The organism is Streptomyces sp. TSRI0281 (assembly GCF_001905125.1).
Lineage (GTDB): Bacteria > Actinomycetota > Actinomycetes > Streptomycetales > Streptomycetaceae > Streptomyces.
Genome location: NZ_LWLE01000038.1, coordinates 130,700 through 155,602, shown reverse-complemented (window position 1 = coordinate 155,602; position 24,903 = coordinate 130,700). Strand labels below are relative to the sequence as shown.

Annotated in this window: 26 protein-coding genes and 1 pseudogene; 15 read left to right on the top strand and 12 right to left on the bottom strand. The window is 71.3% G+C overall.

All coding sequences use genetic code 11. The features are described 5' to 3' along the window. Positions 1–67: 67 nt before the first annotated feature. From A6A29_RS45660 to A6A29_RS41580, 4 genes are all read left to right on the top strand, one after another. Positions 68–232, top strand: a complete 165-nt coding sequence (locus A6A29_RS45660; protein ID WP_158074511.1) for a hypothetical protein — start codon at positions 68–70, stop codon at positions 230–232. Between the two features lie 10 nt (positions 233–242). Next, complete coding sequence (locus A6A29_RS41590; protein WP_143197161.1) at positions 243–596, top strand: hypothetical protein; 354 nt, start codon at positions 243–245, stop codon at positions 594–596. Between the two features lie 109 nt (positions 597–705). Beyond that, positions 706–987, top strand: a complete 282-nt coding sequence (locus A6A29_RS41585; protein ID WP_073729127.1) for a hypothetical protein — start codon at positions 706–708, stop codon at positions 985–987. Positions 988–1,422: 435 nt separating this feature from the next. Continuing rightward, positions 1,423–2,361, top strand: a complete 939-nt coding sequence (locus A6A29_RS41580; RefSeq protein WP_073729125.1) for an RluA family pseudouridine synthase — start codon at positions 1,423–1,425, stop codon at positions 2,359–2,361. Positions 2,362–2,370: 9 nt separating this feature from the next. Here A6A29_RS41580 and A6A29_RS41575 read toward each other — a convergent pair whose 3' ends face one another. From A6A29_RS41575 to A6A29_RS41565, 3 genes are all read right to left on the bottom strand, one after another. After that, positions 2,371–3,000, bottom strand: a complete 630-nt coding sequence (locus A6A29_RS41575; RefSeq protein WP_073729123.1) for an MBL fold metallo-hydrolase — start codon at positions 2,998–3,000, stop codon at positions 2,371–2,373. Then, the gene (locus A6A29_RS41570; RefSeq protein WP_073729121.1) at positions 3,000–4,085 is read right to left on the bottom strand and encodes an S-(hydroxymethyl)mycothiol dehydrogenase; all 1,086 of its coding nucleotides are present in this window, start codon (positions 4,083–4,085) and stop codon (positions 3,000–3,002) included. Before A6A29_RS41570 ends, A6A29_RS41575 begins: the two co-directional genes overlap by 1 nt. Before the next feature lie 146 nt (positions 4,086–4,231). Further along, the gene (locus tag A6A29_RS41565) at positions 4,232–4,933 is read right to left on the bottom strand and encodes a FadR/GntR family transcriptional regulator (RefSeq protein ID WP_073729119.1); all 702 of its coding nucleotides are present in this window, start codon (positions 4,931–4,933) and stop codon (positions 4,232–4,234) included. A gap of 130 nt (positions 4,934–5,063) precedes the next feature. On the opposite strand from A6A29_RS41565, the gene A6A29_RS41560 reads away from it, so the two are divergent. Together A6A29_RS41560 and A6A29_RS41555 are read left to right on the top strand one after the other, a co-directional pair. After that, positions 5,064–5,573 (top strand): gluconokinase, encoded by a 510-nt coding sequence (locus tag A6A29_RS41560; RefSeq protein WP_073729117.1) that lies wholly within the window; start codon positions 5,064–5,066, stop codon positions 5,571–5,573. Positions 5,574–5,584: 11 nt separating this feature from the next. Continuing rightward, entirely contained in the window at positions 5,585–6,982 is a 1,398-nt protein-coding gene (locus tag A6A29_RS41555) for a GntP family permease (protein WP_073729115.1), read from the top strand. Between the two features lie 170 nt (positions 6,983–7,152). On the opposite strand, the gene A6A29_RS41550 is transcribed toward A6A29_RS41555, so the two are convergent. Beyond that, on the bottom strand, positions 7,153–8,724 hold the full coding sequence (locus A6A29_RS41550) for an APC family permease (protein WP_073729113.1): 1,572 nt from the start codon (positions 8,722–8,724) through the stop codon (positions 7,153–7,155). A 74-nt stretch (positions 8,725–8,798) separates the two neighbouring features. Further along, positions 8,799–9,770 (bottom strand): hypothetical protein, encoded by a 972-nt coding sequence (locus A6A29_RS41545; RefSeq protein WP_073729111.1) that lies wholly within the window; start codon positions 9,768–9,770, stop codon positions 8,799–8,801. 222 nt (positions 9,771–9,992) lie between these two features. Here A6A29_RS41545 and A6A29_RS41540 point away from each other — a divergent pair, with 222 nt between their 5' ends. Next, entirely contained in the window at positions 9,993–10,421 is a 429-nt protein-coding gene (locus tag A6A29_RS41540; protein WP_073729108.1) for an ASCH domain-containing protein, read from the top strand. Positions 10,422–10,545: 124 nt separating this feature from the next. On the opposite strand, the gene A6A29_RS41535 is transcribed toward A6A29_RS41540, so the two are convergent. Continuing rightward, entirely contained in the window at positions 10,546–12,201 is a 1,656-nt protein-coding gene (locus tag A6A29_RS41535) for an FAD-binding dehydrogenase (protein WP_073729106.1), read from the bottom strand. Positions 12,202–12,426: 225 nt separating this feature from the next. On the opposite strand from A6A29_RS41535, the gene A6A29_RS41530 reads away from it, so the two are divergent. The 6 genes from A6A29_RS41530 to A6A29_RS41505 all read left to right on the top strand — a co-directional run bounded on the left by A6A29_RS41530 (position 12,427) and on the right by A6A29_RS41505 (position 16,195). Beyond that, positions 12,427–13,320 (top strand): DMT family transporter, encoded by an 894-nt coding sequence (locus A6A29_RS41530; protein ID WP_073729104.1) that lies wholly within the window; start codon positions 12,427–12,429, stop codon positions 13,318–13,320. Between the two features lie 91 nt (positions 13,321–13,411). Continuing rightward, positions 13,412–14,059 carry a TetR/AcrR family transcriptional regulator gene (locus A6A29_RS41525; RefSeq protein WP_073729102.1) on the top strand — a complete coding sequence of 216 codons (648 nt, stop codon included), beginning with the start codon at positions 13,412–13,414 and terminating at the stop codon, positions 14,057–14,059. 11 nt (positions 14,060–14,070) lie between these two features. After that, on the top strand, positions 14,071–14,844 hold the full coding sequence (locus A6A29_RS41520) for a glucose 1-dehydrogenase (protein ID WP_073729580.1): 774 nt from the start codon (positions 14,071–14,073) through the stop codon (positions 14,842–14,844). 68 nt (positions 14,845–14,912) lie between these two features. After that, positions 14,913–15,440, top strand: a complete 528-nt coding sequence (locus tag A6A29_RS41515) for an NUDIX hydrolase (RefSeq protein ID WP_385732064.1) — start codon at positions 14,913–14,915, stop codon at positions 15,438–15,440. A 51-nt stretch (positions 15,441–15,491) separates the two neighbouring features. Continuing rightward, positions 15,492–15,887 carry a YidH family protein gene (locus A6A29_RS41510; protein ID WP_073729100.1) on the top strand — a complete coding sequence of 132 codons (396 nt, stop codon included), beginning with the start codon at positions 15,492–15,494 and terminating at the stop codon, positions 15,885–15,887. Continuing rightward, positions 15,884–16,195 carry a DUF202 domain-containing protein gene (locus tag A6A29_RS41505; RefSeq protein ID WP_073729098.1) on the top strand — a complete coding sequence of 104 codons (312 nt, stop codon included), beginning with the start codon at positions 15,884–15,886 and terminating at the stop codon, positions 16,193–16,195. The genes A6A29_RS41510 and A6A29_RS41505 overlap by 4 nt, the downstream gene beginning before the upstream one ends. A 123-nt stretch (positions 16,196–16,318) precedes the next feature. Here A6A29_RS41505 and A6A29_RS41500 read toward each other — a convergent pair whose 3' ends face one another. After that, positions 16,319–17,251 (bottom strand): NADP-dependent oxidoreductase, encoded by a 933-nt coding sequence (locus A6A29_RS41500; RefSeq protein ID WP_073729097.1) that lies wholly within the window; start codon positions 17,249–17,251, stop codon positions 16,319–16,321. Positions 17,252–17,356: 105 nt separating this feature from the next. Beyond that, a complete protein-coding gene (locus tag A6A29_RS41495) occupies positions 17,357–18,646 on the bottom strand; it encodes a glucarate dehydratase family protein (protein WP_073729096.1) in 1,290 nt (429 codons plus the stop codon). Between the two features lie 142 nt (positions 18,647–18,788). On the opposite strand from A6A29_RS41495, the gene A6A29_RS41490 reads away from it, so the two are divergent. Together A6A29_RS41490 and A6A29_RS41485 are read left to right on the top strand one after the other, a co-directional pair. Further along, a complete protein-coding gene (locus A6A29_RS41490; protein ID WP_073729094.1) occupies positions 18,789–19,811 on the top strand; it encodes a phosphotransferase family protein in 1,023 nt (340 codons plus the stop codon). An 8-nt stretch (positions 19,812–19,819) separates the two neighbouring features. After that, positions 19,820–21,034 (top strand): acyl-CoA dehydrogenase family protein, encoded by a 1,215-nt coding sequence (locus tag A6A29_RS41485; RefSeq protein WP_073729092.1) that lies wholly within the window; start codon positions 19,820–19,822, stop codon positions 21,032–21,034. A gap of 231 nt (positions 21,035–21,265) precedes the next feature. On the opposite strand, the gene A6A29_RS41480 is transcribed toward A6A29_RS41485, so the two are convergent. From A6A29_RS41480 to A6A29_RS41465, 4 genes and pseudogenes are all read right to left on the bottom strand, one after another. Further along, the gene (locus A6A29_RS41480) at positions 21,266–22,606 is read right to left on the bottom strand and encodes a M28 family metallopeptidase (protein ID WP_073729090.1); all 1,341 of its coding nucleotides are present in this window, start codon (positions 22,604–22,606) and stop codon (positions 21,266–21,268) included. A 310-nt stretch (positions 22,607–22,916) separates the two neighbouring features. Then, entirely contained in the window at positions 22,917–23,510 is a 594-nt protein-coding gene (locus tag A6A29_RS41475; protein ID WP_073729088.1) for a TetR/AcrR family transcriptional regulator, read from the bottom strand. A gap of 150 nt (positions 23,511–23,660) precedes the next feature. After that, positions 23,661–23,969, bottom strand: a pseudogene (locus tag A6A29_RS41470) (AMP-binding protein); the annotation flags it as partial. Next, positions 23,966–24,730 (bottom strand): SDR family oxidoreductase, encoded by a 765-nt coding sequence (locus A6A29_RS41465; protein ID WP_073729084.1) that lies wholly within the window; start codon positions 24,728–24,730, stop codon positions 23,966–23,968. The gene A6A29_RS41465 and the pseudogene A6A29_RS41470, both read right to left, overlap by 4 nt. Positions 24,731–24,903: the final 173 nt, after the last annotated feature.

The following is a 24,903-nucleotide window of genomic DNA, read 5'->3' as shown; positions in this document are numbered from 1 at the left end:
GCGAGGCCATACAGCGCCTCCGCCCCCGCATCCGGTACGAGAACGAGCGCAGCCGTTGGAGGGCTCGATGAAGTGTGACAAGTGCACCGTGCTGCGCGCCGAGTTGGCGAAGGCGGTCAAGGCGGGCGACCACTCGAAGGCGACCGACTGCCGCGTCCTTCTGAACCGGCACCCCGAGCACGGAACATCCCCGGCCGCGAAGAGGTGGCCCCGTGGCACCCGGCGCGTCTGACATGACCACCATGAGGCCGAAGCCACCCCGTACGGCAGGGGTGTCGACCGTTCCGAAGAACCCCCGCAAGCGGGTCGCGCAGCTTCCCGAACCGGTGCGGCCGTTCAGGTCGGCCGGTGAGATCAAGGCCGGGCAGATCGTGTTCGACAAGGACAAGAACATGCCCTGCACCGTGATTTCTGTGCGTTGCGGGATGGTGCGGGTGACCCGCCCTGCGGGTGTCCCGTGGGAGACGCACTACAAGCGGTTGTTGCCCGGCACGGCCTACCACTGCCGCCAGCTCGACGCCCTGGCCGCCCTCGCTGTCAGCCGGGTGCGCGGCAGGCAGGAACGGGACGCATCCGCCCTCAGGGGGCCGTCATGAGGGCCGTTTACCGCTTTGGCTGGTCCGCCTTCGTTCTTGCGGTCGGCTGCCTCTGCGTGTTGATCGCCGTTCCGGCTCTGACCGGCAGGCTCTGAAAGGCACTCCCACCATGGACTACTCGCCCGTAGGGCCCGAGCATTTCGACGAGGACGACCACACCGAGGCCAAGGAGGTAGGGGCCGACTTCGTCAACGCCTTACGGCGGGTACGGGTCAGCTTCGGAGCTATCGGCATCGATCACCCTTGTGACACGTGCCAACAGGACGAACACCGCATCTACCTGGGCTGGATCACCCTTGCCGAGGCCCGCCGGATGACCGCCACGGTCAACGCGGCCATGGACGAACTGGACCGGTACCGCCAGGCCGGACGGGTCCCGCGCCTCCCCTGATCGCACGTCCCTGCCGGACGCAACCGCACCCATGGCTCCCCGCCCCCACGCGGAATCCCGGCAGGGACGTGCCCCCACCCCGTTGCCCCCAGGGTGCCGCCCCGTGCGGGGTGCGGCGGACCGGCGAACCGAGTCCCCCTCGGACACAGAGCAGTACAGCGGAGCGGCCTTCATCGTGATCACGGGGAGGCCGCTCCGCTGTGCCGCAGGTCAGCCATGGCGGGGCTCCTTCGAGGCAGGATCTCCGACCCCTTGTCGCCCCCGTGTTCCACGGCCTCCGGCGGCAGGACGGGACCTGTTCGCCGAAATCGGCTCCGGTACACAAGAATGTCCGATGACGGGGCCCCCGCACCTCGCCCGCCGGGAGGACCACCGCATGACCCGTACCGCCGCCGACCGCCCCCACCGCGCCACCGGCCCGTTCCGGACCGGCCGGTGAGGGGGCGCGGGAGGCCGCCTGTCGCGCCGCTGCCCCAGCGGGACGGGGTCGATGCGGTGCGGGTGCGGCTGCCGGAGGACACCGAGGGCGCCTGGGCCACCGTCGGGGATCATCTGATGGCGCGGTTCGCGGGGGCGGTCGGAGCGCCGCGCGTGGCCGCGATGCTCGACGAGGGCAGGTTCGTCGGCGCGGACGGCGGTGCGGTGCGTGGCGACGAGCCGTATACGGCCGGGCGCTTCCTCTGGTTCCACCGGGACTTCGCGCCGGAGGAGCCGGTGCCGTTCCCCGTCGGCGTCGTGTACCGCGACGCGCATCTCGTCATCGCCGACAAGCCGCACTTCCTGGCCACCACCCCGCGCGGCCGGCACATCACCGAGACCGCGGTCGCCCGGCTGCGGCGCGATCTCGGCCTGCCGGGGTTGCAGCCCGCCCACCGGCTGGACCGGGTGACCGCGGGGCTGGTGCTCTTCGTCGTGCGGCCCGAGGAGCGGGGCGCGTACCAGACGCTGTTCCGGGACCGGCTCGTCCGCAAGGAGTACGAGGCGGTCGCCCCGTACGATCCGGCCCTCGCCCTCCCCCGCACCGTACGCAGCCGGATCGTCAAGGAGCGTGGTGTGCTCGCCGCGCGGGAGGAGCCGGGCGAGGCGAACAGCGAGAGCCGGATCGAGCTGCTGGAGCATCGGGGCGGGCTGGGCCGTTACCGGCTGCTGCCCGCCACCGGGCGGACGCATCAGCTGCGGGTCCATATGAACAGTCTGGGGCTGCCGCTCGTCCACGATCCGCTCTACCCGGTGGTGGAGCCGGACGGTGCGCCGGAGGACTGGGCGCGCCCGCTCCAACTGCTCGCCGCCGGGCTGGAGTTCATCGATCCGGTCACGGGAGAGCCGCGCCGCTTCAAGAGCGGGCTGCGGCTCTCCGCATGGCCTGAAGGGTGAACGGCCGGGTCAGTGGCCGCGGGCGATCCACTCGTCCAGGTGCGGGGCCTCCGCGCCGATGGTGGTGGAATCGCCGTGTCCGGTACGGACGGTGGTCGCCTCCGGCAGGGCGAACAGCCGGTCCCTGAGGGAGTCGACGATCGTCGGGAAGTGCGAGAAGGACCGGCCGGTGGCGCCCGGTCCGCCCTGGAAGAGCGTGTCGCCGGTGAAGACCGTGGCCAGCTCGGGGGCGTACAGGCTGACGGCGCCCGGGGCGTGCCCCGGGGTGTGCAGCACCTTCAGGACCGTCCCGGCGATCTCCAGCTCCTGGCCGTCGGCCAGTTCACCGTCGGGCGCGCGGTCCGGGTGCGTCTGCTTCCACAGCGGCAGATCGTCCGGGTGCAGCAGGATCGGTGCGCCGGTGGCGGCGGCGAGGGCCGGGGCCGCGTCGATGTGGTCGTTGTGCGCGTGCGTGCAGATGATGGCGCGCAGCGTACGGCCGCCGAGCGCGGCGCGGATGACGTCGGCGTCGTGGGCGGCGTCGATGACGACCGCTTCGGAGTCGTCGCCGACGATCCAGACGTTGTTGTCGACGTCCCACTCGCCGCCGTCGAGGGCGAAGGTGCCGGAGGTGACGAGGTGGTCGATGCGGGCGGTCATCAGAAGACCACCACCGAGCGCAGGACGTCGCCGTCGTGCATCCGGGCGAACGCCTGCTCGATGTCGCCGAGCCCGATGGTCTCGGTGACGAAGGCGCCGAGGTCGATACGGCCCTGCTGGTGCAGGTCGATCAGCATCGGGAAGTCGCGCGAGGGCAGACAGTCGCCGTACCAGGAGGACTTGAGGGAGCCGCCGCGGCCGAACACGTCGATGAGCGGCAGTTCGAGCTGCATCTCGGGGGTCGGCACGCCGACCAGGACGACGGTGCCGGCCAGGTCGCGGGCGTAGAAGGCCTGCTTGTACGTCTCCGGGCGGCCGACCGCCTCGATGACGACGTCGGCGCCGTTGCCGCCGGTCAGGCCGCGGATCGCCTCGACCGGGTCGGTGGAACGGGAGTTGACGGTGTGCGTGGCACCCATCCTCTTCGCCGTCTCCAGCTTCCGGTCGTCGATGTCGACGGCGATGATCTTCGCCGCGCCCGCGAGCCGGGCACCGGCGATGGCGGCGTCACCGACGCCGCCGCAGCCGATGACGGCGACCGAGTCGCCGCGGCCGACCTCGCCGGTGTTGATGGCCGCGCCGATGCCCGCCATGACGCCGCAGCCGAGGAGACCGGCGACGGCCGGGGAGACCTCGGGGTCGACCTTGGTGCACTGGCCGGCGGCGACCAGCGTCTTCTCGGCGAACGCGCCGATTCCGAGCGCGGGCGACAGTTCCGTGCCGTCCAGCAGTGTCATCCTCTGCTTGGCGTTGTGGGTGTCGAAGCAGTACCAGGGGCGGCCGCGGAGACAGGCGCGGCACTGTCCGCACACCGCACGCCAGTTGAGGATGACGAAGTCGCCCGGCGCGACGTCCGTGACGCCGTCGCCGACGGACTCCACGATGCCCGCGGCCTCGTGGCCCAGCAGGAACGGGAAGTCGTCGTTGATGCCGCCCTGCTTGTAGTGCAGGTCGGTGTGGCAGACACCGCATGCCTGGATCTTCACGACGGCCTCACCGGGACCGGGGTCCGGGATCACGATCGTCTCGACCCGTACCGGTTCGTTCTTCCCCGGTGCGATGACCCCTTGCACCTGCTGCGGCATAGCGTGGTCTCCCTGTTTCTGAGCTTTTGTCATGATCGAACGCCGACGACAACGGTACGCCTCATGAGGTGGCGCGCGGTCATCCGCGGCGGCGTGGACCGCCCGGCGGGGGACCGGAGCGATGCCCCTTCGGACGAGCGGCCGGGCTACGGCGCGAGGACGTCCAGTTCGTGGAGGGCGCCGACCGCGATCTCCTTGGTGAGGCGCTCGGCCCCCTTCTCGTCCCTCTCGCGGACCGCCTCGGCGAGCCGGACGTGGAGGGTGACCGCGGCCGGGTCGGGGTCCTCGAACATCACCTGGTGGTGGGTACGGCCCGCGAGGACCTCGGCGACCACGTCCCCGAGGCGCGCGAACATCTCGTTGCCGGAGGCGTTGAGGATGATCCGGTGGAACGCGGTGTCGTGTTCCAGATAGCCCTCCAGCTGCTGGCCGCGCGAGGTGGCGACCATGCCCAGGGCGCGTTCGGTGAGCTGTGCGCACTGCTGGGGGGTGGCGTTGCGGGCGGCGAGACGGGCCGCGACCGGTTCGATCGCCGAGCGCAGAACGGTCAGTGAGCGGAGCTGGCGCGGGCGGTCGCTGCCGGCCAGCCGCCAGCGGATGACCTGCGGGTCGTAGACGTTCCACGCCTCGGCAGGCTGCACGGTCACTCCGACCCGGCGCCGGGACTCGACCAGGTGCATGGACTCCAGGACGCGGACCACTTCGCGGACGACCGTACGGGAGACGTCGAAGCGCTGGACCAGCTCGTCGCTGCGCAGCACCCGGCCCGGTGGGCACTGGCCGGAGGCGATCTCCAGACCCAGGGTGTCCAGCACATGTGTATGCAGCCCCTGGCTCTGTGTGGTCATGGGGCAAGCCTACGGGGCACCCCTCGGGAACAAAAAGTACGACGTTTGTGTCACAGCCACTTGAATAAGTCGTACCTAATGGGTTTCAGTAGCGCGACGGACCGATGTCGAAGAAGACAGCGAGGCACCAATGAGCACCCCCCACGTCGTCGTGGTGATGGGCGTAGCAGGAACCGGCAAGACCACGATCGGTCCCCTGCTCGCCGCCGGACTCGGCGTTCCGTACGCCGAGGGAGACGACTTCCATCCCGCGGCGAACATCGCCAAGATGTCGGCCGGCACCCCGCTGGACGACACGGACCGCCGGCCCTGGCTGGACGCGATCGGCCAGTGGGCGCACGGCCGGGCCGGTCTCGGTGGTGTCGTCAGCAGTTCGGCGCTCAAGCGGGTCTACCGCGACCGGCTGCGGGCCGGGGCCCCCGGTGCCGTCTTCCTTCATCTGACCGGCGACCGGGCCCTGATCGAGGAGCGGATGGCGGACCGCAAGGGCCACTTCATGCCGACCGCGCTGCTCGACTCGCAGTTCGCCACCCTCCAGCCGCTCCAGGCCGACGAGGCCGGCGTAGCGGTCGATGTGTCCGGCACCCCCGAGGAAATCACCCAGCGAGCCGTCGCCGCGTTGCGCCGGCTCGACATCTAAGGATCATCACCGTGACCAGTCTCAGCGTCGAGATGCTGGCAGCGGACGCCGTCGAACCGATCACTTCGGCCGGCAACGCGCAGTTGGGCATCGCCGTTCTGGCGGGCATCGCCGTCATCGTTCTGCTCATCACCAAGTTCAAGATGCACGCGTTCCTCGCGCTGACCATCGGGTCACTCGCGCTCGGTTCGTTCGCGGGTGCCGCACCGGCCAGGACGATCGCCAGCTTCACCGCCGGTCTCGGCTCGACCGTCGCGGGCGTCGGCGTCCTCATCGCGCTCGGCGCCATCCTGGGCAAGCTGCTCGCCGATTCCGGGGGCGCGGACCAGATCGTCGACACGATCCTCGCGAAGGCGAGCAGGCGGGCCATGCCGTGGGCGATGGTCCTGATCGCCTCGATCATCGGTCTGCCGCTGTTCTTCGAGGTCGGGATCGTGCTGATGATCCCGGTGGTGCTGCTGGTCGCCAAGCGCGGCAACTACTCCCTGATGCGGATCGGTATCCCGGCGCTGGCCGGTCTCTCCGTGATGCACGGGCTGATCCCGCCGCACCCCGGCCCGCTGGTCGCGATCGACGCCCTCGGCGCCAATCTCGGGGTCACGCTGGCCCTGGGTGTACTGGTCGCGATCCCGACGGTGATCATCGCGGGTCCGCTCTTCTCCCGTTACGCCGCCCGCTGGGTGGACATCAAGGCGCCGGAGCAGATGATTCCGCAGCGCCCGTCCGAGGAGCTGGACCGTCGTCCCAGCTTCGGCGCCACCCTGGCGACCATTCTGCTTCCGGTCGTCCTGATGCTGGTCAAGGCACTTGTCGACATCGTCGTGGACAACCCGGAGAACAGCGTCCAGCGGGTCACCGATGTGATCGGCTCGCCGCTGATCGCTCTGCTCGCGGCTGTCATCGTCGGCATGTTCACGTTGGGCCGGGCGGCCGGGTTCACCAAGGGCCGGCTCTCCAGCACCGTCGAGAAGTCCCTCGCACCGATCGCCGGCGTCCTGCTGATCGTGGGCGCGGGCGGCGGCTTCAAGCAGACCCTCATCGACGCCGGTGTGGGCCAGATGATCCTGGAGTTCTCCGAGAACTGGTCGATCCCCGCGCTGCTGCTCGGCTGGCTGATAGCCGTCGGGATCCGGCTCGCGACGGGTTCGGCGACCGTCGCCACCATCTCGGCGGCCGGTCTGGTCGCCCCGCTGGCCGCCGACATGTCCACCTCGCACGCGGCGCTGCTGGTTCTCGCCGTCGGCGCGGGCTCGCTGTTCTTCAGCCATGTCAACGACGCCGGGTTCTGGCTGGTGAAGGAGTACTTCGGCATGGACGTCGGTCAGACCGTCAAGACCTGGTCGGTGATGGAGACGATCATCTCCGTCGTCTCGCTGGCCTTCATCCTGCTGCTGTCGCTGGTTCTCTAGCGAGCAGCCGCCCGCACGGTCCTCCCCCCACGGCCCGTGGGACCGTGCCCCATGGCGCCCGCCGGCCCGGTGCGCATGCCACGGCATGCCTCCGGGCCGGCGGGCGCCGTCGTCATGTGCCGGAAGGGCACGGTCCCGATCGTGCGCCCCGGCCGGTGCGGGTGCGCCGCTCAGCGCCGGGCGGGGGTGTCCCCGGCCGCCTTCTCCAGTTGGAACGCCTCGTTGCCGAGGCCGATCCTCGCGTGCACCTCCGGCTTGGTGGAGCGCAGCACCGCCCCGTACACCAGGCCGGCGACGAGCGCGGCGACGATCACGCCGGGCAGCAGCCAGTTGAGTACCGAGCCGGGACCCGAGCCGACGAGGATGCCGAAGTCCCTGACGGTGAAGACGGCGATGGCCAGCAGGGCGACACCGGCGAGAGCGGACGCGACGAGACGCGGGGCCTGGGCCCGGCCGGCGCCGCGGCGTACGAAGAAGGCGATGACGGCGAACGAGGCGGCGGCCATCAGCACGATGACGCCGAGCGCCCCGACGTTGCCCATCCAGGTGAACAGGTGCAGTACGGGCGCGGTGGGGTCACCGATCGGGTTGTCGTCGGTGAGCGCGAAGGCCAGCACGATCACGGCGGAGAGGACGGACTGGAGCAGTGATCCGGTGGCGGGGGCGCCGCTCACCTTGTTGGTGCGGCCGAACCCGGCGGGCAGCAGGCCCTCGCGGCCCATCGCGAAGGCGTAGCGGGCGACGACGTTGTGGAAGCTCAGGAGCGCGGCGAACATGCCGGTGACGAAGAGGACGTGCAGGACGTCGGTGAAGGTGGTGCCGAGCCGCTCCTCGGTGAGGCCGAAGAGCATGCCGGGGCCCTCCTTGAGGGAGGTGTCCGCGATGAATCCGGGGCCGGTGGCGACGGTCAGGGCCCAGGAGCTGACGGCGAGGAACAGCGCCGCGTAGCCGACGGCCAGGAACATCACCCGGGACACGACGATCTGCGGGCGACTGGTCTCCTCCGCGTACACCGGGGCCTGCTCGAAGCCGACGAACGCGGCGATGCAGAAGCACAGGGCGGTGCCGAGTCCGGCGCCGGTGAGGGTCTCCGGGTTGAAGGCGTGCAGGGACAGGCCCTCGGGTCCGGGCTTGCTGACGGCCGCGATGTCGAAGATCACGACGAGGGCGCATTCCACGACCAGCAGGACGCCGAGCACCTTGGCGTTGAGATCGATCTTCAGCCATCCCAGGGCACCGACGACCGCCACCGCGACGAGGGCCGGTATCCACCAGTGCAGATCGATGTCGAGGTACGTGGAGAAGAGGCCGGAGACCTCGAAGCCGAGGATGCCGTAGATGCCGACCTGCATCGCGCTGTACGCGACCAGCGCCACGAGCGAGGCGCCCGCGCCGGCCGTCGGGCCGAGACCGCGGGCGATGTAGGCGTAGAAGGCCCCGGCGTTGTGGACGTGCCGGCTCATCTCGGCGTAGCCGACGCCGAACAGCATCAGGACGATGCCGAGGATGACGTAGAGCAGGGGCTGTCCGACGATGCCCATCACGCCGAAGACCGTGGGCATCACCCCGGCGACGACCATCAGCGGGGCACTGGCGGCGAGTACCGAGAGCAGCAGGCCGGGGGTGCCGAGCCGGTTCGCCCGCAGGGCGCGTTCCTCGCCCTTGTACGTGTTGATCCCGCCGGTATCGCCGGTCACCTTCGTGGTGCCGGTATCGCTCGAATATGAACTGCCCGTCGACATGGCGGGGTTGGTCCCTTCTGTGGTGACGTCCTCAGTGGCGACGTCCGTGCGGTGGTGTCCGAATGCGGTGTCTTTCAGGGGGTGCCGAGCGCGAAACGTCGCGCGGTGAGGAAGGCGGGGTACGGTTCGCGGCCGGAGTACGCCCAGGGGGCGGGTGTGGCGTGCGGGCCGATGCGGTGGAAGAGGGCGGCGGCCTCGGCGGGGCGGCCCTCGCAGACCTTGGCGTGTGCCAGGAAGTTGAGGTCGGCGCGGTGGCGGGGGTGGTCCTCGCGCTCCCACTCCAGCCACCAGTCGAACGCGGCCTTCATGACCTGGCGGGCCCGCCTCCCGGCCCAGTGCCCGGAGGCCGCCGGATCGTCGGACTCGGTGCCCGCGGCGACGAGGACGCGGTAGCGCTCGGCATGGGCGATGACCGGGAGCACGGCGAGCGGGGAGTCCGCGGGGGCCTGTTCGGCGGCCCAGGCGGCGAAGTCGTAGACCTCGTGGAGCGGGTCCTGGCCGCTGTCGGGGCGGCTCTCGGCGAGATGGGCCGCCATCAGATGGTGTGCGTGGTGGTGTTCGGGGTGCCGGGAACGGATCTCCTCGAAGAGCCTGCCGGTCTCCGCGCTGTCGCCGCCGACGGCACGGTCCAGCAGGAGCAGGCCGAGCCAGGGGGTCGGGTCGGCGGGGGCGCGCCCGGCGGCGGCCAGGCAGGCTTCGCGGGCCAGGGGCACGGCGTCGGCTGCGGCCTTGGGGCGCCGGGCGCGGGCGACGGCGGCGCAGCCGAGGAGCGTGGCGGCATCGGCGCTGTCGGGTTCGGCGAGCAGCCAGTCGCGGGCCCATTCGACGGCGGACCCCGTCTCGGCGAGGGCGAGGACCCGATGGCCGCGGCGGTCCCAGTCGGTGGTGGTGGCGACGAGCAGCGCGCGGGCCACGGTCCATCTGCCCTGGGTGAACTGGTCGCGGGCGTCGATGAGTTCGCTGTCACCCAGGGCCGGGTCGAAGGAGTGGTCCGAGCGGCCGCCCCGTCTGCGGGGGCGGCCCAGGGGCGGCGGAGGCGGGGACATCCGCAGGCTTCTTTCGACGCGGTGTGGGCAAATGATCGCGCACAGCCAAGCGGCAGGCGCGGCTCCGAGTCAAGGGCAGCTCTCCGTCAACTCCTCTGGGCTTCCTTATAGTTGGCCGGAATGAGACCACATTCGGCGGATGTTCGCACAGCGTGCCTCCACCGTCCGGTACGGGCACCGCGCGGCCCCCGGCGGCCGACCGGTGCGTGCCAGACTGGCGTCATGGAGAACCGCGAACCCCTCAAACCCCTCCTTCTGGGCTTCCCCGGCCCGCTGCGCGACACGTTGGTCGCGGCCGTGCTCTCCGGGGAGAAGGTGTCCACCTCCGGGCTGCTGGCCGAATACGAGGCGGAGAAGGAGGAACTGCCGCCGGTGGGCGAGCGGTCGGCGCTGATCGACTCGCAGGGCCGGGAGGTCGCCGTGGTCGAGGTGACCGGGGTACGGGTGCTGTCGCTGGGCGAGGTCGGACTCCAGCACGCGCTCGACGAGGGCGAGGGCTATGCGTCGGTGGCCGAGTGGCGGCTGGAGCACGAGCGGTTCTGGCACAGCGCGGAGATGCGGGAGGCCCTGGGGGACCCGGAGTTCACCGTCGACGACGACACGATGATCGTGGCCGAGCGGTTCCGGGTGGTGGAGCTGCTGCCCGGGTGATCCGGGTGGCGCAGTCGCCGCTCGGCCGCCGGAGGAGGTCCGGATGACGGGGAGGGCGCTCCCCGGACCGCCTCGGCCGACTTCCCCGGACCGCCGACTCGGCCGACCCCCTCTGCCGACCGCCTCAGCCCACCGCCTCGGCAGCCGCCCGGCCCGCCGCGCGGCCCGAGAAGATGCAGCCGCCGAGGAACGTGCCCTCCAGCGACCGGTAGCCGTGCACGCCGCCGCCGCCGAAGCCCGCCGCCTCCCCCGCCGCGTACATCCCGGGCAGCGGGTTACCGTCCGCGGCGAGCACCCGTGAGGAGAGATCCGTCTCCAGACCGCCCAGGGATTTACGGGTGAGGATGTTGAGGCGCACCGCGATCAGCGGGCCCGCCTTCGGGTCGAGGATGCGGTGCGGCTTCGCCGTACGGATCAGCCGGTCGCCCAGATAGGCGCGGGCCCCGCGGATGGCCGTGACCTGGAGGTCCTTGGTGAAGGGGTTGGCGATCTCGCGGTCGCGTGCGGTGATCTCGTGACGCAGGTCGTCCTCGTCGATCAGGGTGTCGCCGGTGAGCGCGTTCATGCCGCGGACGAGGGCGCCGAGGTCGTTCTCGACGACGAAGTCCACACCGTTGTCCATGAACGCCTTGACCGGTGCCGGCACATCGGCGCGGGCCCGGCCGATCACGTCGCGGACCGACTTGCCGGTGAGGTCCGGGTTCTGCTCGGAGCCGGAGAGCGCGAACTCCTTGCCGATGATCCGCTGGTCCAGGACGAACCAGGTGTACCCGTATCCGGACTTCATGATGTGTTCGAGGGTGCCGAGCGTGTCGAAGCCGGGGAAGAGCGGCACGGGCAGCCGCTTGCCGCGGGCATCCAGCCAGAGGGAGGAGGGGCCGGGCAGGATCCGGATGCCGTGCTTGGCCCAGATCGGGTTCCAGTTCTCGATGCCCTCGGTGTAGTGCCACATCCGGTCGCGGTTGATGTGGTGGGCGCCCGCGTCCTCGGCGATGCCCAGCATCAGCCCGTCGACATGGGCGGGTACCCCGGAGAGCATCTTCTCGGGCGGCGTGCCGAGCCGCGCCGGCCACTGGGAGCGTACGAGGTCGTGGTTGCCGCCGATGCCGCCCGAGGTGACGATCACCGCCTGGGCCTTCAGCTCGAACGCGCCGCCGACCTCGCGGCTGCTCGCGGTGCCGCGCCCGGCGCCGCTCGGCTCCAGGATCTCGCCGGTGACCGTGTCGAGGGCCCCCGCCGAGCGGCCGAGGCCGGTGACCCGGTGGCGGAACCTCAGCTGGACGAGGCCCTTGGCGACGCCCTCGCGCACCCGGCGTTCGAAGGGGGCGACGACGCCGGGGCCGGTGCCCCAGGTGATGTGGAAGCGGGGGACCGAGTTGCCGTGGCCGTTGGCGTCGTAGCCGCCGCGTTCGGCCCAGCCGACGACCGGGAAGAGCCGCAGCCCCTGCTCGTACAGCCAGGACCGCTTCTCACCGGCGGCGAAATCGACGTACGCCTCGGCCCACTTGCGCGGCCAGTGGTCCTCCTTGCGGTCGAAGCCCGCCGTGCCGTACCAGTCCTGGAGGGCCAGCTCGCGGCTGTCCTTGACCCGCAGCCGGCGCTGTTCGGGCGAGTCGACGAGGAACAGGCCGCCGAAGGACCAGTGCGCCTGGCCGCCGATGGACTGCTCGGGCTCCTGGTCGAGCACGATCACCGAACGGCCGGCGTCGACCAGCTCGGCGGTGGCCACAAGACCCGCGAGGCCGGCCCCGATCACGATGACATCAGCGTCGTAGGCCATGGGTTCCATCCTTGTCGGGGGCGGTGCCGGGGTGGTGCGGGAGCGGGAGGAGAGGGCAGGGCGGGGAGCCGGGGCCGTGCGCGAAGTTACCCGTGCGTTAGATCTTCGGTACCGGCCGCGGCGGCGTCAACCGCCCGGTCGGCCGCATTCTCACCGCTCCTGTACGGCGCAGGGACTATCGTCGAACCACATCACTCCCTCCCGGCCTGACTTGAGGAAGAGATCGTGTCGGTGCTGGTCCTGGTTCTCTCCGTGAGCGCCGCCTGCTGTCTGGGCTTCGGCTTCGTCCTTCAGCAGGCTGCCGCCCGGCGTGCCCCGATGAGCGACTTCCTCTCCCCCAGGCTGCTGCTCGACCTGATGCGGGTGAAGAGCTGGCTGGCCGGGCTCGGGCTGATGGTCTGCGGGATGGTGCTGGGCGCGCTGGCTCTGGGCCGGGGCGAGGTATCGGTCGTGGAACCGCTCCTGGCGACCAATCTGCTGTTCGCCATGGCCCTGTCCCGGCACCGCACCAAGCAGCCGCTGGGCCGGCAGGGCTGGGCCGGGCTGTGGCTGCTGGCGGGCGGTGTCACGGCGTTCCTGGTGGCGGGCGAGCCGCGCGGCGGCGGGCCGGTGACCGACCCTGTGCGCCACTGGCTGGTGATCGGCGTGGTGGTCGGCCTCGCCGTGCTGCTGACGGCCGCCGCGAGGCACTCCCGGATCGGGGCGGCCCCTGTGCTCCTCGCGGTGGCGGCCGGTCTGCTGTACGGACTCCAGGACGCCCTGACCCGGGCGAGCGGCGAGCGGCTGACCGAGGGCGGCTGGGAGGCGCTGATGACGGCCTGGCAGCCGTACGGCGTCGTCGTCCTGGGCGTGACCGGGCTGATCCTGGTCCAGAGCGCCTTCGAGACGGGTCCGCTGCGGATGTCGCTGCCCGCGCTGACCGCCGCCCAGCCGCTGGCCGGGATCGCCTGCGGGATCGGCTTCCTCGGCGACCGGGTGCGTACCGACACGGGCGCGCTGGCCTGGGAGGCGGCGGGGCTGGCGGCGATCGTCACCGGGATCGTGCTGCTCGGGCTGCATCCCGCGATGCCGGCGGGCCCGGTGGCCGGGCGGCGGACCGAGCGTCTCCAGCCTCGCTGAACGGGCGGTGCCACCCGCGGAACAGCCCTGTACCGGCTTCCGGGGCCCTTGGCCCCTGGTTATTAATAATGGCCAGCATTAGTATGGGCTCATGGCGAGAACGTCAGGACCCGAGACCCGGGACAAGCTCATCCGCGCCGCCGAGGAGATCTTCGCGGCGCAGGGCGTCGAAGGCGCCCAGATCAGGGACATCGTCCGACTGGCCGGGCAGAGCAATCCCTCCGCCGTGCAGTACCACTTCGGCTCCCGGGCCGGACTGCTCGACGCGGTCATGGCGGGCCGGCAGTCCCGCGCCGAGCAGCTACTGGCCCCGCTCCTGGACGCGCTGGGCGCGGACGCGGGCGTACGGGAGCTGCTCACGGCCCTGGTGACGGCCGAGGCCGGTCTGCTGACCGACGACCGGGGCCGGCGCTGTCTGCGCGTCTCGGCCCAGCTCACCCATGAGACCGGGCTGCGCACGGGCGAGCTGCACCCCGCGGTCGACGCCACCGCCTACGGGCGGCTGATCGGCCGGATCGCGGACTGTCTGGGCGCGCTGCCCGAGGCGGTGCGCCTGGAGCGGCTCGATCTGGCGCTCACCCTGATCGGCGCGGCCATGGCCGACCGCGCCCGCCAGTACCTCGACGGCATCGAGGCGCTGACCGGCGAGGACCTGTTCCGCGCCGATCTCGTCGAGACCACCACCGCGTTTCTGCACGCACCCGTGCCGGGCCGCTCCGGAACCACCCGCACCATATGAAGGACAGCACCATGAGCGACAAGACCAGCCTCACCGGCAGGACCGTCATCGTCACCGGCGGCGCCCGCGGCCTCGGCGCCGAGGCCGCCCGCCTCGCCGTCGCGGGCGGCGGCAACGTCGTGATCACCGACGTCCTCGACGAGGAGGGCGCCGCCACCGCCGCCGCGCTCGGCGACAACGCCCGGTTCCTGCACCACGACGTGACCTCCGAGGAGGACTGGCAGCGCGTCGCGGAGTTCACGCTCGCCGAGTTCGGCCGGATCGACGGCCTGGTGAACAACGCCGGCGTCTCCACCGGTCAGCCGCTGGAGACCGAGACGGTCGAGCACTTCCGCAAGGTGATCGACATCAACCTGACCGCCGTGTTCATCGGCATGAAGACCGTGATCCCCGTGATGAAGGAGAACGGCGGCGGTTCGATCGTCAACATCTCCTCGGCCGCCGGTCTGATGGGCCTCGCCATGACCTCCAGCTACGGCGCCTCCAAGTGGGGCGTACGCGGTCTGACCAAGGTCGGCGCGGTGGAGCTGGGCACGGCCAAGGTCCGGGTCAACTCCGTCCACCCCGGCATGACCTACACCCCGATGACCGCCGCCGTCGGCATTCAGCAGGGCGACGGCAACTACCCGAACACGCCCATGGGCCGGGTCGGCGAGGCTCCCGAGATCGCGGAGGCCGTGGTGTTCCTGCTCTCGGACGCCGCCTCGTACATCACGGGCGCCGAGCTGGCGGTGGACGGCGGCTGGACGACCGGCCCGACCGTCAAGTACGTCATGGGGCAGTGACCGCGTACGGCAGGGCTCCGGTCGCCCACGTCGTGGGGCCGGGATCACCGCCGATGGCGTGAGGTTGGATGGGCCGTATGAAACCCACTGACCGGACCGAGGAGATCCTGGACATCGTCGATGAGGACGACGAGGTCGTCGGGCAGGCCCCGCGCGGTGAGGCGACCGCGCGGGGCCTGCGCCATCGCTGTGTGTTCATCGAGGTGCGGGACGCGCGGGGCAGGCTCTTCGTGCACCGCAGGACCGCCGGCAAACTGGTCTTCCCCTCGCACTACGACATGTTCGTCGGCGGGGTCGTGGGCGCGGGCGAGTCCTACGACGAGGCCGCGCTGCGCGAGGCGGAGGAGGAGCTCGGGGTCAGCGGGCTCCCCCGCCCCGAACCGCTCTTCACCTTCCTGTACACGAGCGCCGAGCACTCCTGGTGGTCGGCCGTGTACCAGGTGCGGTGCGAGCTGCCGGTGAATCCTCAGGCGGAAGAGGTCGCGTGGCACACCTTCCTCACCGACGCCGAACTGGAACCGCGGCTCACCGAATGGCCCTGGGTGCCCGACGGACTGGAGGCGCACCACCGGTTGCGGGAGTTCCGGTCCCGTTGAGTCCGGCTCCTGGTCGTAAACGACCACAAACCGACAGATAGGGTTCCGGGCGTGAACGATTTCGTACGGAGCCTTCGGTTGTGGTTCGCCCCGCAGCGGATCCGTGAAGAGGGCGACACCCCTGACTACCGGTTCTCGCTGGCCAATGAGCGCACGTTCCTCGCCTGGATCCGGACGGCTCTGGCCCTGATCGGCGGCGGTTTCGCCGTCGATCAGTTCCTGCCGGAACTGGCCTGGGGCGTCCGGGCCGGTCTGGCACTCGCGCTGCTGGCCGCCGGTGTGCTCTGTGCGCTCAGGGCGGTGAATCACTGGGTGCGGTGCGAGCGGGCGATGCGGCGCGGTGAGGATCTGCCGGTCTCGCGCTTCCCGACGCTGCTGAGTCTCGCGGTCGCCGTCGTCGCCGTCGCGATGGTGGTGGTCGTCCTCTTCGGCTGGGAGGGCCGGTGACCGGGCCCCCACGGGATCCCGGCCTCCAGCCGGAGCGGACCAGGCTGGCCTGGCGGCGCACCACCCTGTCCTGCACGGTGGTGGCGCTGCTGGCGGGCAGGCAGGCGCTGCACGCCGGTGCGACCCCCGCCGCCGTGGTCGCGGTGGCGCTGAGCGCGCTGGCCTGGCTGGGGTTTCTGCGGGTGGCCCACCGGCGGGTGCTGGGGATGAACGTCGCTCGGCCCCAGCCGCTGTCGCCCCGCCACGCACTGCTGGCGACGGCGTGCACCGTGGCGCTCGCGGTGTTCGCCGCGGCCATGCTGTTCTGACCGGCGGCGGGCGTCCGCGCGGTCGCTTCGGGTGCCGGTCGCTTCCGTACGCCGGTCACCTCCGGCGCCGGTCGCCTCCGGGCCCTTGTCACTTCCGTACGCCGGTCGCCTCCGGGCCCGGTGTCAGTCCCAGGCCACGGTGACGACGACCTTTCCGCGGGTGCGTCCCTCCTCGTTGAGCCGGTACGCGTCCGCGGCCTGTTCCAGCGGGAAGACCCGGTCCACGTTGACCGTGATGATGCCCTGCTCGGCCAGTTCCGCCAGATGGGCCAGATCCTTGGCGTCGGGCCGGACGAAGGCGTAGCGGCCGCCGTACGAGAAGACCTCCCCGTCCGCGATGGAGGCGAGCCTGCCGCCCTCGGCGAGGGTGTCCGCCGAGGCCCGCAGGGCTTCCCCGCCCACCGTGTCGAAGGCGGCGTCGATGCCGTCGGGGGCCAGGGCCCGCAGCCGGTCGACGAGCCCGTCGCCGTACTCCACCGGTTCGCCGCCGAGGCTGCGCACATGGTCGTGGTTGTGGGCGCTCGCCGTGCCGATGACCCGGCAGCCCGCGTGCCGGGCGAGCTGCACCGCGAGCGAGCCGACGCCGCCCGCCGCCGCGTGGACGAGGACCGTATCGCCGCTCCGGATCCTCAGGGTGCGGTGCAGCACCTGGTAGGCGGTGAGCCCGGCCAGCGGCAGCCCCGCCGCCTCCTCGAAGCTCAGGCCCATCGGCTTGCGGGCGAGGGTGCGCACCGGTGCGGCGACGTATTCGGCGAACGTGCCACGGGAGAGGAAGTCCTCCCGCACATAGCCGATGACCTCGTCGCCCACGGCGAACTCGTCCACCGCGACACCGGGTTGCACGACGACTCCGGAGACGTCCCAGCCCGGGATCACCGGGAAGACGGCTTCGAGGCCCGACTGGAGGTGGCCCTCACGGGCCTTCCAGTCGACGGGGTTGACAGCCGCGGCCCGCACCTTCACCAGGACCGTGTCCGGGCCGACCTTCGGGTCGGGCCGCTCGCCGTACTCCATGACATCGGCCGAGCCGTACCTGCTGTAGCTGATCGCCTTCATCCTCCGACCTTCGGCGCGGGCCGCAGCGGGCGCAACTCAGGGTGGGGAGCAGGGCGGGACTCCGGGTGCGGGCGGTGCGGGGCCCCGGGTGGGAGCGGGGCGGGGTCACCAGCGCGGGATCGGCGGTGTCACCCACTCCGGGTCGGCCTTGCGCATCGCGGCGGCGTCGTCGCGCTCGCGCATCGTGCCGTCGTCGTCCAGCCAGCGCCGGTGCAGCGCGGCCAGCCGCTCGCGGTCGAGTTCGACGCCGAGCCCGGGGGCGTCGGAGACGGCGAGGGCCCCGTCGGAGAAGACGTGCCGGGTGGTGATGACGTCCTCCGTCTGCCAGGGGTAGTGGCTGTCGCAGGCGAAATCGAGGTTGGGCACGGTGGCCGCGACGTGGGTCATCGCGGCGAGGCTGATGCCGAGGTGGGTGTTGGAGTGCATGGAGAGTCCGACGCCGAAGGTGCGGCAGATCCCGGCCAGTTCGCGGGTGCGGTGCAGGCCGCCCCAGTAGTGGTGGTCGCTGAGGACGACCTGGACCGCGTCCCGGGCGAACGCCTCGGGCACCTCGGCGAGGGTCGTGACGCACATGTTGGTGGCCAGCGGCACATCCGTCCCGGCGGACACTGCGGCCATCGCCGCCGTACCGCTCGCCGGGTCCTCCAGGTATTCGAGTACGTCCTTGAGTTGCTCGGCGACGTACAGCGAGGTCTCGACGGACCAGGCACCGTTGGGGTCCAGCCGCAGCGGCTGCCCGCCGAACGCCTCGGCGAGGGCCCGGACCGCGGCGATCTCCTGGTCGGGCTCGAAGACACCGCCCTTGAGCTTGAAGGAGGTGAAGCCGTACTCGCGGGCGAAGCGCCGGGCCTGGGCGACGATGCCGGCCGGGTCGAGAGCCGCACCCCAGTCGTCCCGCTCGCCGCCCTCCGGGTGGGCGGCCCAGCGGTAGAAGAGGTACGCGCTGTACTCGACGGTGTCGCGGACCTTGCCGCCGAGCAGGGCGTGCACGGGCAGGCCGAGGGTCTTGCCGAGCGCGTCCAGGCAGGCGACCTCGAAGCCCGAGACGACGGAGAGCCGGAGCTTGTCCGCGGTCCGGACACCGCGCAGTCCACCGGCGTCGACCCGGTCGTCGGCGGCCCGTGAGTCGCCGCACACCTCCTCGGCGAGCGCGAACAGCGCGTTCAGATCGCTGACCGGGCGACCGGGCAGCGCCTCGGCCAGCGGCCGGGCGAGCTCCAGATAGGTGCCGTCGCCGTAGGTCTCCCCGATGCCCGTCACCCCACCGCGCGTGACGACCTCCACGATGAGCCGGGGGGTGTACGGCTGATGGACGCCCTGTGTGTTCAGAAGGGGCGGGTCCGCTATGAGGATCGGGGTGAGCCGGACTTCGTCGATCAACAAGGCTGTATCCATACGTGAACTCTATTCAGAGATACGACTGAAGACCAGAGGGTGGAGGGGGTTCCCGTACTCGATTCAGGGAGTTCACTGGACGACATACCGACTGGTCGGCATCATGGGCAGCGATCGTTCTGCCGTCCCGGAGGTGCGCACCATGAGCCCAGTCCACCCGCCAGGTCTCGACCCCGACCCGCTGCGCGCGCATCTCGACCGCGAGCGGCCGGGGCTGGTGGGCGGACCGCTCGAAGCCCGGCTGATCGAGGGCGGCCGGTCGAACCTCACGTACACCGTCACCGACGGCACCGGCCGGTGGGTCGTGCGCAGACCTCCGCTCGGCCATGTCCTGGCCACCGCGCACGACATGAAGCGCGAGTTCCGGGTCATCAGCGCCCTGCACCAGACCGCCGTGCCGGTGCCGGAGCCCGTGCTGCTCTGCGAGGACGACGCGGTCATCGGCTCGCCCTTCTACGTGATGGAGTACGTCGAGGGCACCCCGTTCCGCACGGCCGAGCAGCTCGCCCCGCTGGGCGCCGAGCGCACCCGGGGTGCGATCCTCGGTCTCGTCGACACCCTGGTCGATCTGCACGCCGTGGACGCCGAGGCCGTCGGGCTCGGCGACTTCGGGCGCCCGGAGGGTTTCCTGGACCGGCAGTTGCGCCGCTGGGGCAAGCAGCTCGATGCCTCCCGCAACCGTGAACTCGCCGGGATCGACGCGTTGCACGCCGCGCTCGGCCGCGACCTGCCCCACTCCCCCGCGCCCACCGTGGTGCACGGCGACTACCGCCTGGACAACGTCCTGATCGGCTCGGACGACCGGATCAAGGCCGTTCTCGACTGGGAGATGTCGACCCTCGGCGACCCGCTGACCGACCTCGGGCTGCTCGTCATGTACAGCTCCGACCTCGGGCTGCCCGGGTCCCCGGTGTCCACCACCAGCGGCGCGGCCGGTCACCCCGCACCCGCCGAGCTGATCGAGCGCTACGCCGCCCGGTCCGGCCGGGACACCTCCGCCATCTCCTGGTACACCGCGTTCGCCTGGTTCAAGCTCGCCGTGATCCTGGAGGGCATCCACTACCGCTACACCCGCGGCCAGACCGTGGGCCCCGGTTTCGACCGCATCGGCGATCTCGTCCCGGTCTTCATCGAGCACGGCCTCACCACCCTCCAGGAAGGCTGATCACCCCCATGGACTTCGCATTCGACGCCCGTACCGAAGAGCTGCGCACCAAGCTGCTCGCCTTCATGGACGAGCATGTGTACCCGGCCGAGCGGACCGCGGACGACCAGCGCGCCCTCCTCGCCTCCCCGTGGGACACCCCGCAGATCGTGGAGGACCTGAAGGCCGAGGCGCGCAGGCAGGGCCTGTGGAACCTCTTCCTTCCCGATGCCGGGTACGGTGCCGGGCTGACCAACCTCCAGTACGCCCCGCTGGCCGAGATCCTGGGCCGCAGCCCGCACTTGGCGCCGACCGCGCTGAACTGCGCGGCGCCGGACACCGGGAACATGGAGGTGCTCTTCCAGTTCGGGACGGCCGAGCAGAAGAAGCGGTGGCTGGAGCCGCTGCTCGCGGGGGAGATCCGGTCGGCGTTCGCCATGACCGAGCCCGAGGTCGCCTCCTCGGACGCGACCAACATCGAGACCCGGATCACGCGGGACGGCGACCACTACGTCGTCAACGGCCGCAAGTGGTTCATCTCCGGGGCGATGAACCCGGAGTGCCAGGTCTTCATCGTGATGGGCAAGACCGATCCGGACGGCGAGGACATCCGCCGTCAGCAGTCGCAGATCCTCGTCCCGAGGGACACCCCGGGCCTCGAAGTGCGCCGCGCCATGCGGGTGTACGGCTACGAGGACCACTCCCACGGTGGTCATGCCGAGGTCGTCTTCACCGACGTACGGGTGCCCGTCACCAACCTGATCGGCGAGGAGGGCGGCGGTTTCGCCATCGCGCAGGCACGGCTGGGTCCGGGCCGGATCCACCACTGCATGCGGCTGATCGGCATGGCCGAGCGGGCCATCGAGCTGATGTGCCGGCGGGCCGTGTCCCGTACGGCCTTCGGCAAGCCGCTCGCCCAGCAGGGCGTCGTGCAGAACTGGATCGCGGACGCCCGGGTCACGGTGGAGCAGCTGCGGCTGCTGGTGCTGAAGACCGCCTGGCTGATGGACACCGTGGGCAACCGGGGTGCGCACACCGAGATCCAGTCCATCAAGATCGCGACCCCGCGGGCGGTGGTGGACATCCTCGACCGGGCGGTCCAGCTGCACGGCGCGGGCGGGGTCAGTCAGGACTTCCCGCTGGCGGAGCTGTGGGCGGCGGCACGGACGCTGCGGCTGGCGGACGGGCCGGACGAGGTGCACCAGCGGTCGCTGGCCCGGCGGGAGATCAAGAAGTACCGCTGATCCGGGAGCCCGGCGGCGCGGGGCGGACCGGGTGGGTCCGCCCCGCGCCGGGGCTGTGGCCGGGCGCCGGTTCCGGGCTCGGGGCTCAGGGTCCGGGGCTCGGGGATCGGGGCTCGGGGATCGGGGCTCGGGGTCCGGGGTCCGGGGCTCAGTGACCGGCCCCATGGCCCCCGGCCACAGGGATCGGGGCTCGGCTCCCGGCCCCCGGCCCCAAGGGCTCGGGGCTCAGGCTCAGAAGGTGAGCTTCCAGCTGTCGATGTAGCCGGTGTCCTGCGCGGCCACGTCCTGCACCCGGAGCTTCCAGGTGCCGTTGGCGGTCTCGCTCGACGCGTCGACCGGGTAGGTCGCGATGACGTTGTCGGCCGAGTCGCCGCTGCTGGAGTTCTTCAGCCGGTAGGCGGTCCCGTCCGGGGCGAGGAGGTCGATGACCACATCGCCGCGATAGGTGTGCTTGATGTCGACACCCACCTGGAGGGCGGCGGGGGCGTTGCCGGTACGGCCGGTGACCGCGATCGACGAGGTCACCGCGGCTCCGTTGTCGGGGACGGCGACATCGGTGGCGTTGCTGAAGACGCCTTCGCCCGTGGGCGGTTCGCCGGTCCCGGCGGACAGGGTCCAGATCGCGTGGGCGATGGCATCGCTGTTGCGGTCGAGGGCCGTGTCGTTGATGTTGCTCGTGTTGTCGCAGGACGAGTGGTAGCAGCGGTCGAAGGCCTGTCCCGCCGTGCCGCCCCACTTCTGGGCCTGGGCGGCGGTCTTGGTGTAGTCCGCGCCCGAGAACAGTCCGCCGACGGGTATGCCCACGTTCTTGAACGGGGCGTGGTCGGAGCGGCCGTCCCCTTCCGTCTCTATCTCGGTGGGTATGGAGAGACCGGCGTAGTAGTCCTTGAAGGTCTTCTCGATGACCGGGTCGTCGTCGTAGACGAAGTAACCGGCGTTGGGCGAGCCGATCATGTCGAAGTTGAGGTAGCCGGAGAGCTTGGAACGCTCGGTGGACGGCAGGTTGTTGACGTAGTACCGCGACCCGACGAGGCCGAGCTCCTCCGCGCCCCACCAGGCGAAGCGGAGGTGCTTGTCCGGCTGGAGCTGGGCCCGGGAGACGGCCAGTGCCGTTTCGAGCACGGCGGCGGAGCCGGAGCCGTTGTCGTTGATGCCGGCGCCGGAGGTCACCGAGTCCAGATGGGCCCCGGCCATGAGGACCTTGTTCGCGTCGCCGCCGGGCCAGTCGGCGATGAGGTTGTAGCCGACGGCACCGCCCGAGGTGAACTGCTGGAGGGACGTGGTGTATCCGGCCGCGTCCAGCTTGGCCTTCACATAGTCGATGGACGCCTTGTAGCCGGGGCGGCCGTGGGCGCGGTTGCCGCCGTTGGCGGTGGCGATCGACTGGAACTGGGTGAGATGCGCCTTGACGTTGGCGAGCGGGATGTCGGGGGCGGCCACCGCCGCCGGTGCCGCGGTGGTCCCGGCCGCCTGGGCGGCGGGTGCGGCGGTGGCGAGCAGGGCGGCGAGAGCGAGTGCGGCGGCGGCCGGAAGGGCCGGGGATCTGCGCAGGGCAAAGCGGTTCAGGCTCATCGAGGGGCTCCGGATTCCGTTCGGGGACTGACGGAACGTGCGGGGGGCTACCCGGCCGTGCCGTGCCCGGCCGGGTACTGGAGCTACTGGTGCGAGATGCGTGACCGATGTTCAGCGAGATGACCGCGCACCGTCAAGAGCGGGAACCGGACATGTACGTTCTATAAACGGACAGCTCTTCGGATATGCCTGTAAGCCCGCAGAATCCCGCACCCGCCGGAGCGCGTGGGACGGCTCTCGGTGTCGGAGCGGGGCCGAGGCGGGCCGGACGGAGGGGCGGGGCGGGCCGGTACGGAGGCGGGCCGGGTGGCTACGGGCGCAGGGCCCGCAGCAGCAGGTCCGCCAGGTGGTCGGCAACCTCCTGGCGGCTCAGCGGGCCGTCCGGGCGGTACCAGGTGGACAGGTGGTGGATGGAGCCGAAGTGGTAGTCGACCACCAGGTCCGCCGGGGTGGCGGTGGAGAACACCCCGCTCCTCTGCCCCTCCTCGATGAGCGCCCGGAAGCGCTCGTGGTAGCGGCGCCGCTCGCCCCGCACCTGCTTGTTCTTCTCCGGGCTCAGATGGTGCATCGAGCGGAAGAAGATCGCGGCGTCGTCGAGGTTGTCGATGGTCGTGACGACCACGTCGGCGGCGGCGTCGCGCAGCCGCTGCTCGACCGGCGCGTCGGCGTCCGCGAAGGCGTCCAGCCGCTCCTGCTGGAGCCGCAGCATCCGGGCGTACACCTCCTGGAGGAGGTCCTCCTTGGAGCCGAAGTAGTGGTACAGCGCCCCCTTGGTGACGCCCGCCGCCTCCACGATCTCCTGGACCGAGGTGCGGTCGTAGCCGCGCTCGGCGAAGAGCCTGGTGGCAGCGGCCAGCAGCCGTTGAGGGACGGGCGTGGCGTCCCCGTCCGTCGCCTTGGCCATGTTGCCGCCACCTGCCTTCCGTACTGTGCGTGAACCGGTCTACCGAGGGGAACGCAGTTCCCGCCTGAGGATCTTCCCACTCGCCGTCTTGGGGAGCTCGGCCAGGATCTCCACCTCGCGCGGATACTTGTATGCGGCGAGCCGTTCCTTGGTGGCGTCGGCCTTCCAGGCGCCGAGCAGCGCCGGGACGAAGTGCGGGGTGTTCTGGAGCATGATCGCGACGCGGTCGCCGCGCCGGAGCCCCTCGGCCGCGAGATGCCCGGCCACGGAGTCGGAGAGCCGGTCGGTCTCCCGGTAGGTGAGGCGCCCGTCGAAGTAGGCGAGGGCGGGGCGCTCGGGGGCGCGGGCGACGGATGCGCGGAAGGCGTGCACCAGGGTCTCGGCCGGGGTGACGGGGGTGCGCTGGGCCGCGCTGAGCAGGGCCGCCCAGGGCTTGGCCGCGTACGGGGAGGAGATCATGCGCCGGTCTCCTCCCACTTCCGCTGGAGGTGGTTCATACTGCCCAGCCAGTGGTCGGGGTCCTTGGCGCGGGCCCGGTAGTACCCGGCGACCTCGGGGTGCGGCAGGACCAGGAAGCGGTCCTCGGCCATGGCGTCGAACAGCGCGTCGGCGACCGCTTCCGGCTCGATGGCGCCGGGGGCGAGGACCAACTCGCCCGCGGAGCCCGCGGCGGTGAGCATGTCCGTACGCACGCCCTGCGGGCAGATCGCGTGGACCTTGAGGCCGCGGTGGCGGTAGGTCAGGGACAGCCACTCGGCGAAGGCGACGGCGCCGTGCTTGGTGACGCTGTACGGTGCCGCGCCGATCATCGTCAGGAGTCCGGCGGCGGAGGCGGTGGTGACGAAGCGGCCGCTGCCGCGCTCCAGCCAGTCCGGGAGCAGGGCCTTGGCGGCACGGACATGGGCCATGACGTTGACGTCCCAGGCGGCGGCCCAGATCTCCTCGTCGGCGAAGACGTCGCCGGGCGAGGCGAGGCCCGCGTTGGCGCAGTAGATGTCCACCGTGCCGTCGAGGGCGTCACGGGCGGTGTCCACGATGCGGGAGGCGTCACCGGCGACGGCGGTGGCGCCGATCTCCTCGGCGAGCGGCTCGATCCGGCCGAGGTCGAGGTCGTTGACGACGACCCGCGCACCTTCCGCGGCGAATCTGCGGGCCAGCGCGGCGCCGATACCGCCTCCGGCTCCTGTGACCACCACGCCAGCGCCCTGCACCGTACTCATCGGGTCCCGCCTCTCTCAGCCGACTGCCCCGGCAGACTAACCGGTCGGTATGTCGTCGGGGAAGGGGCCGGCGCCAGGACGGGGAAACTGCCCGGTCCGAGTCGTTCCGCGCGGCCCGCGCCCGCGCTAGCGTGCGTGACCATGACAGTCGGCGCGATCATGGAGGTAGCGGA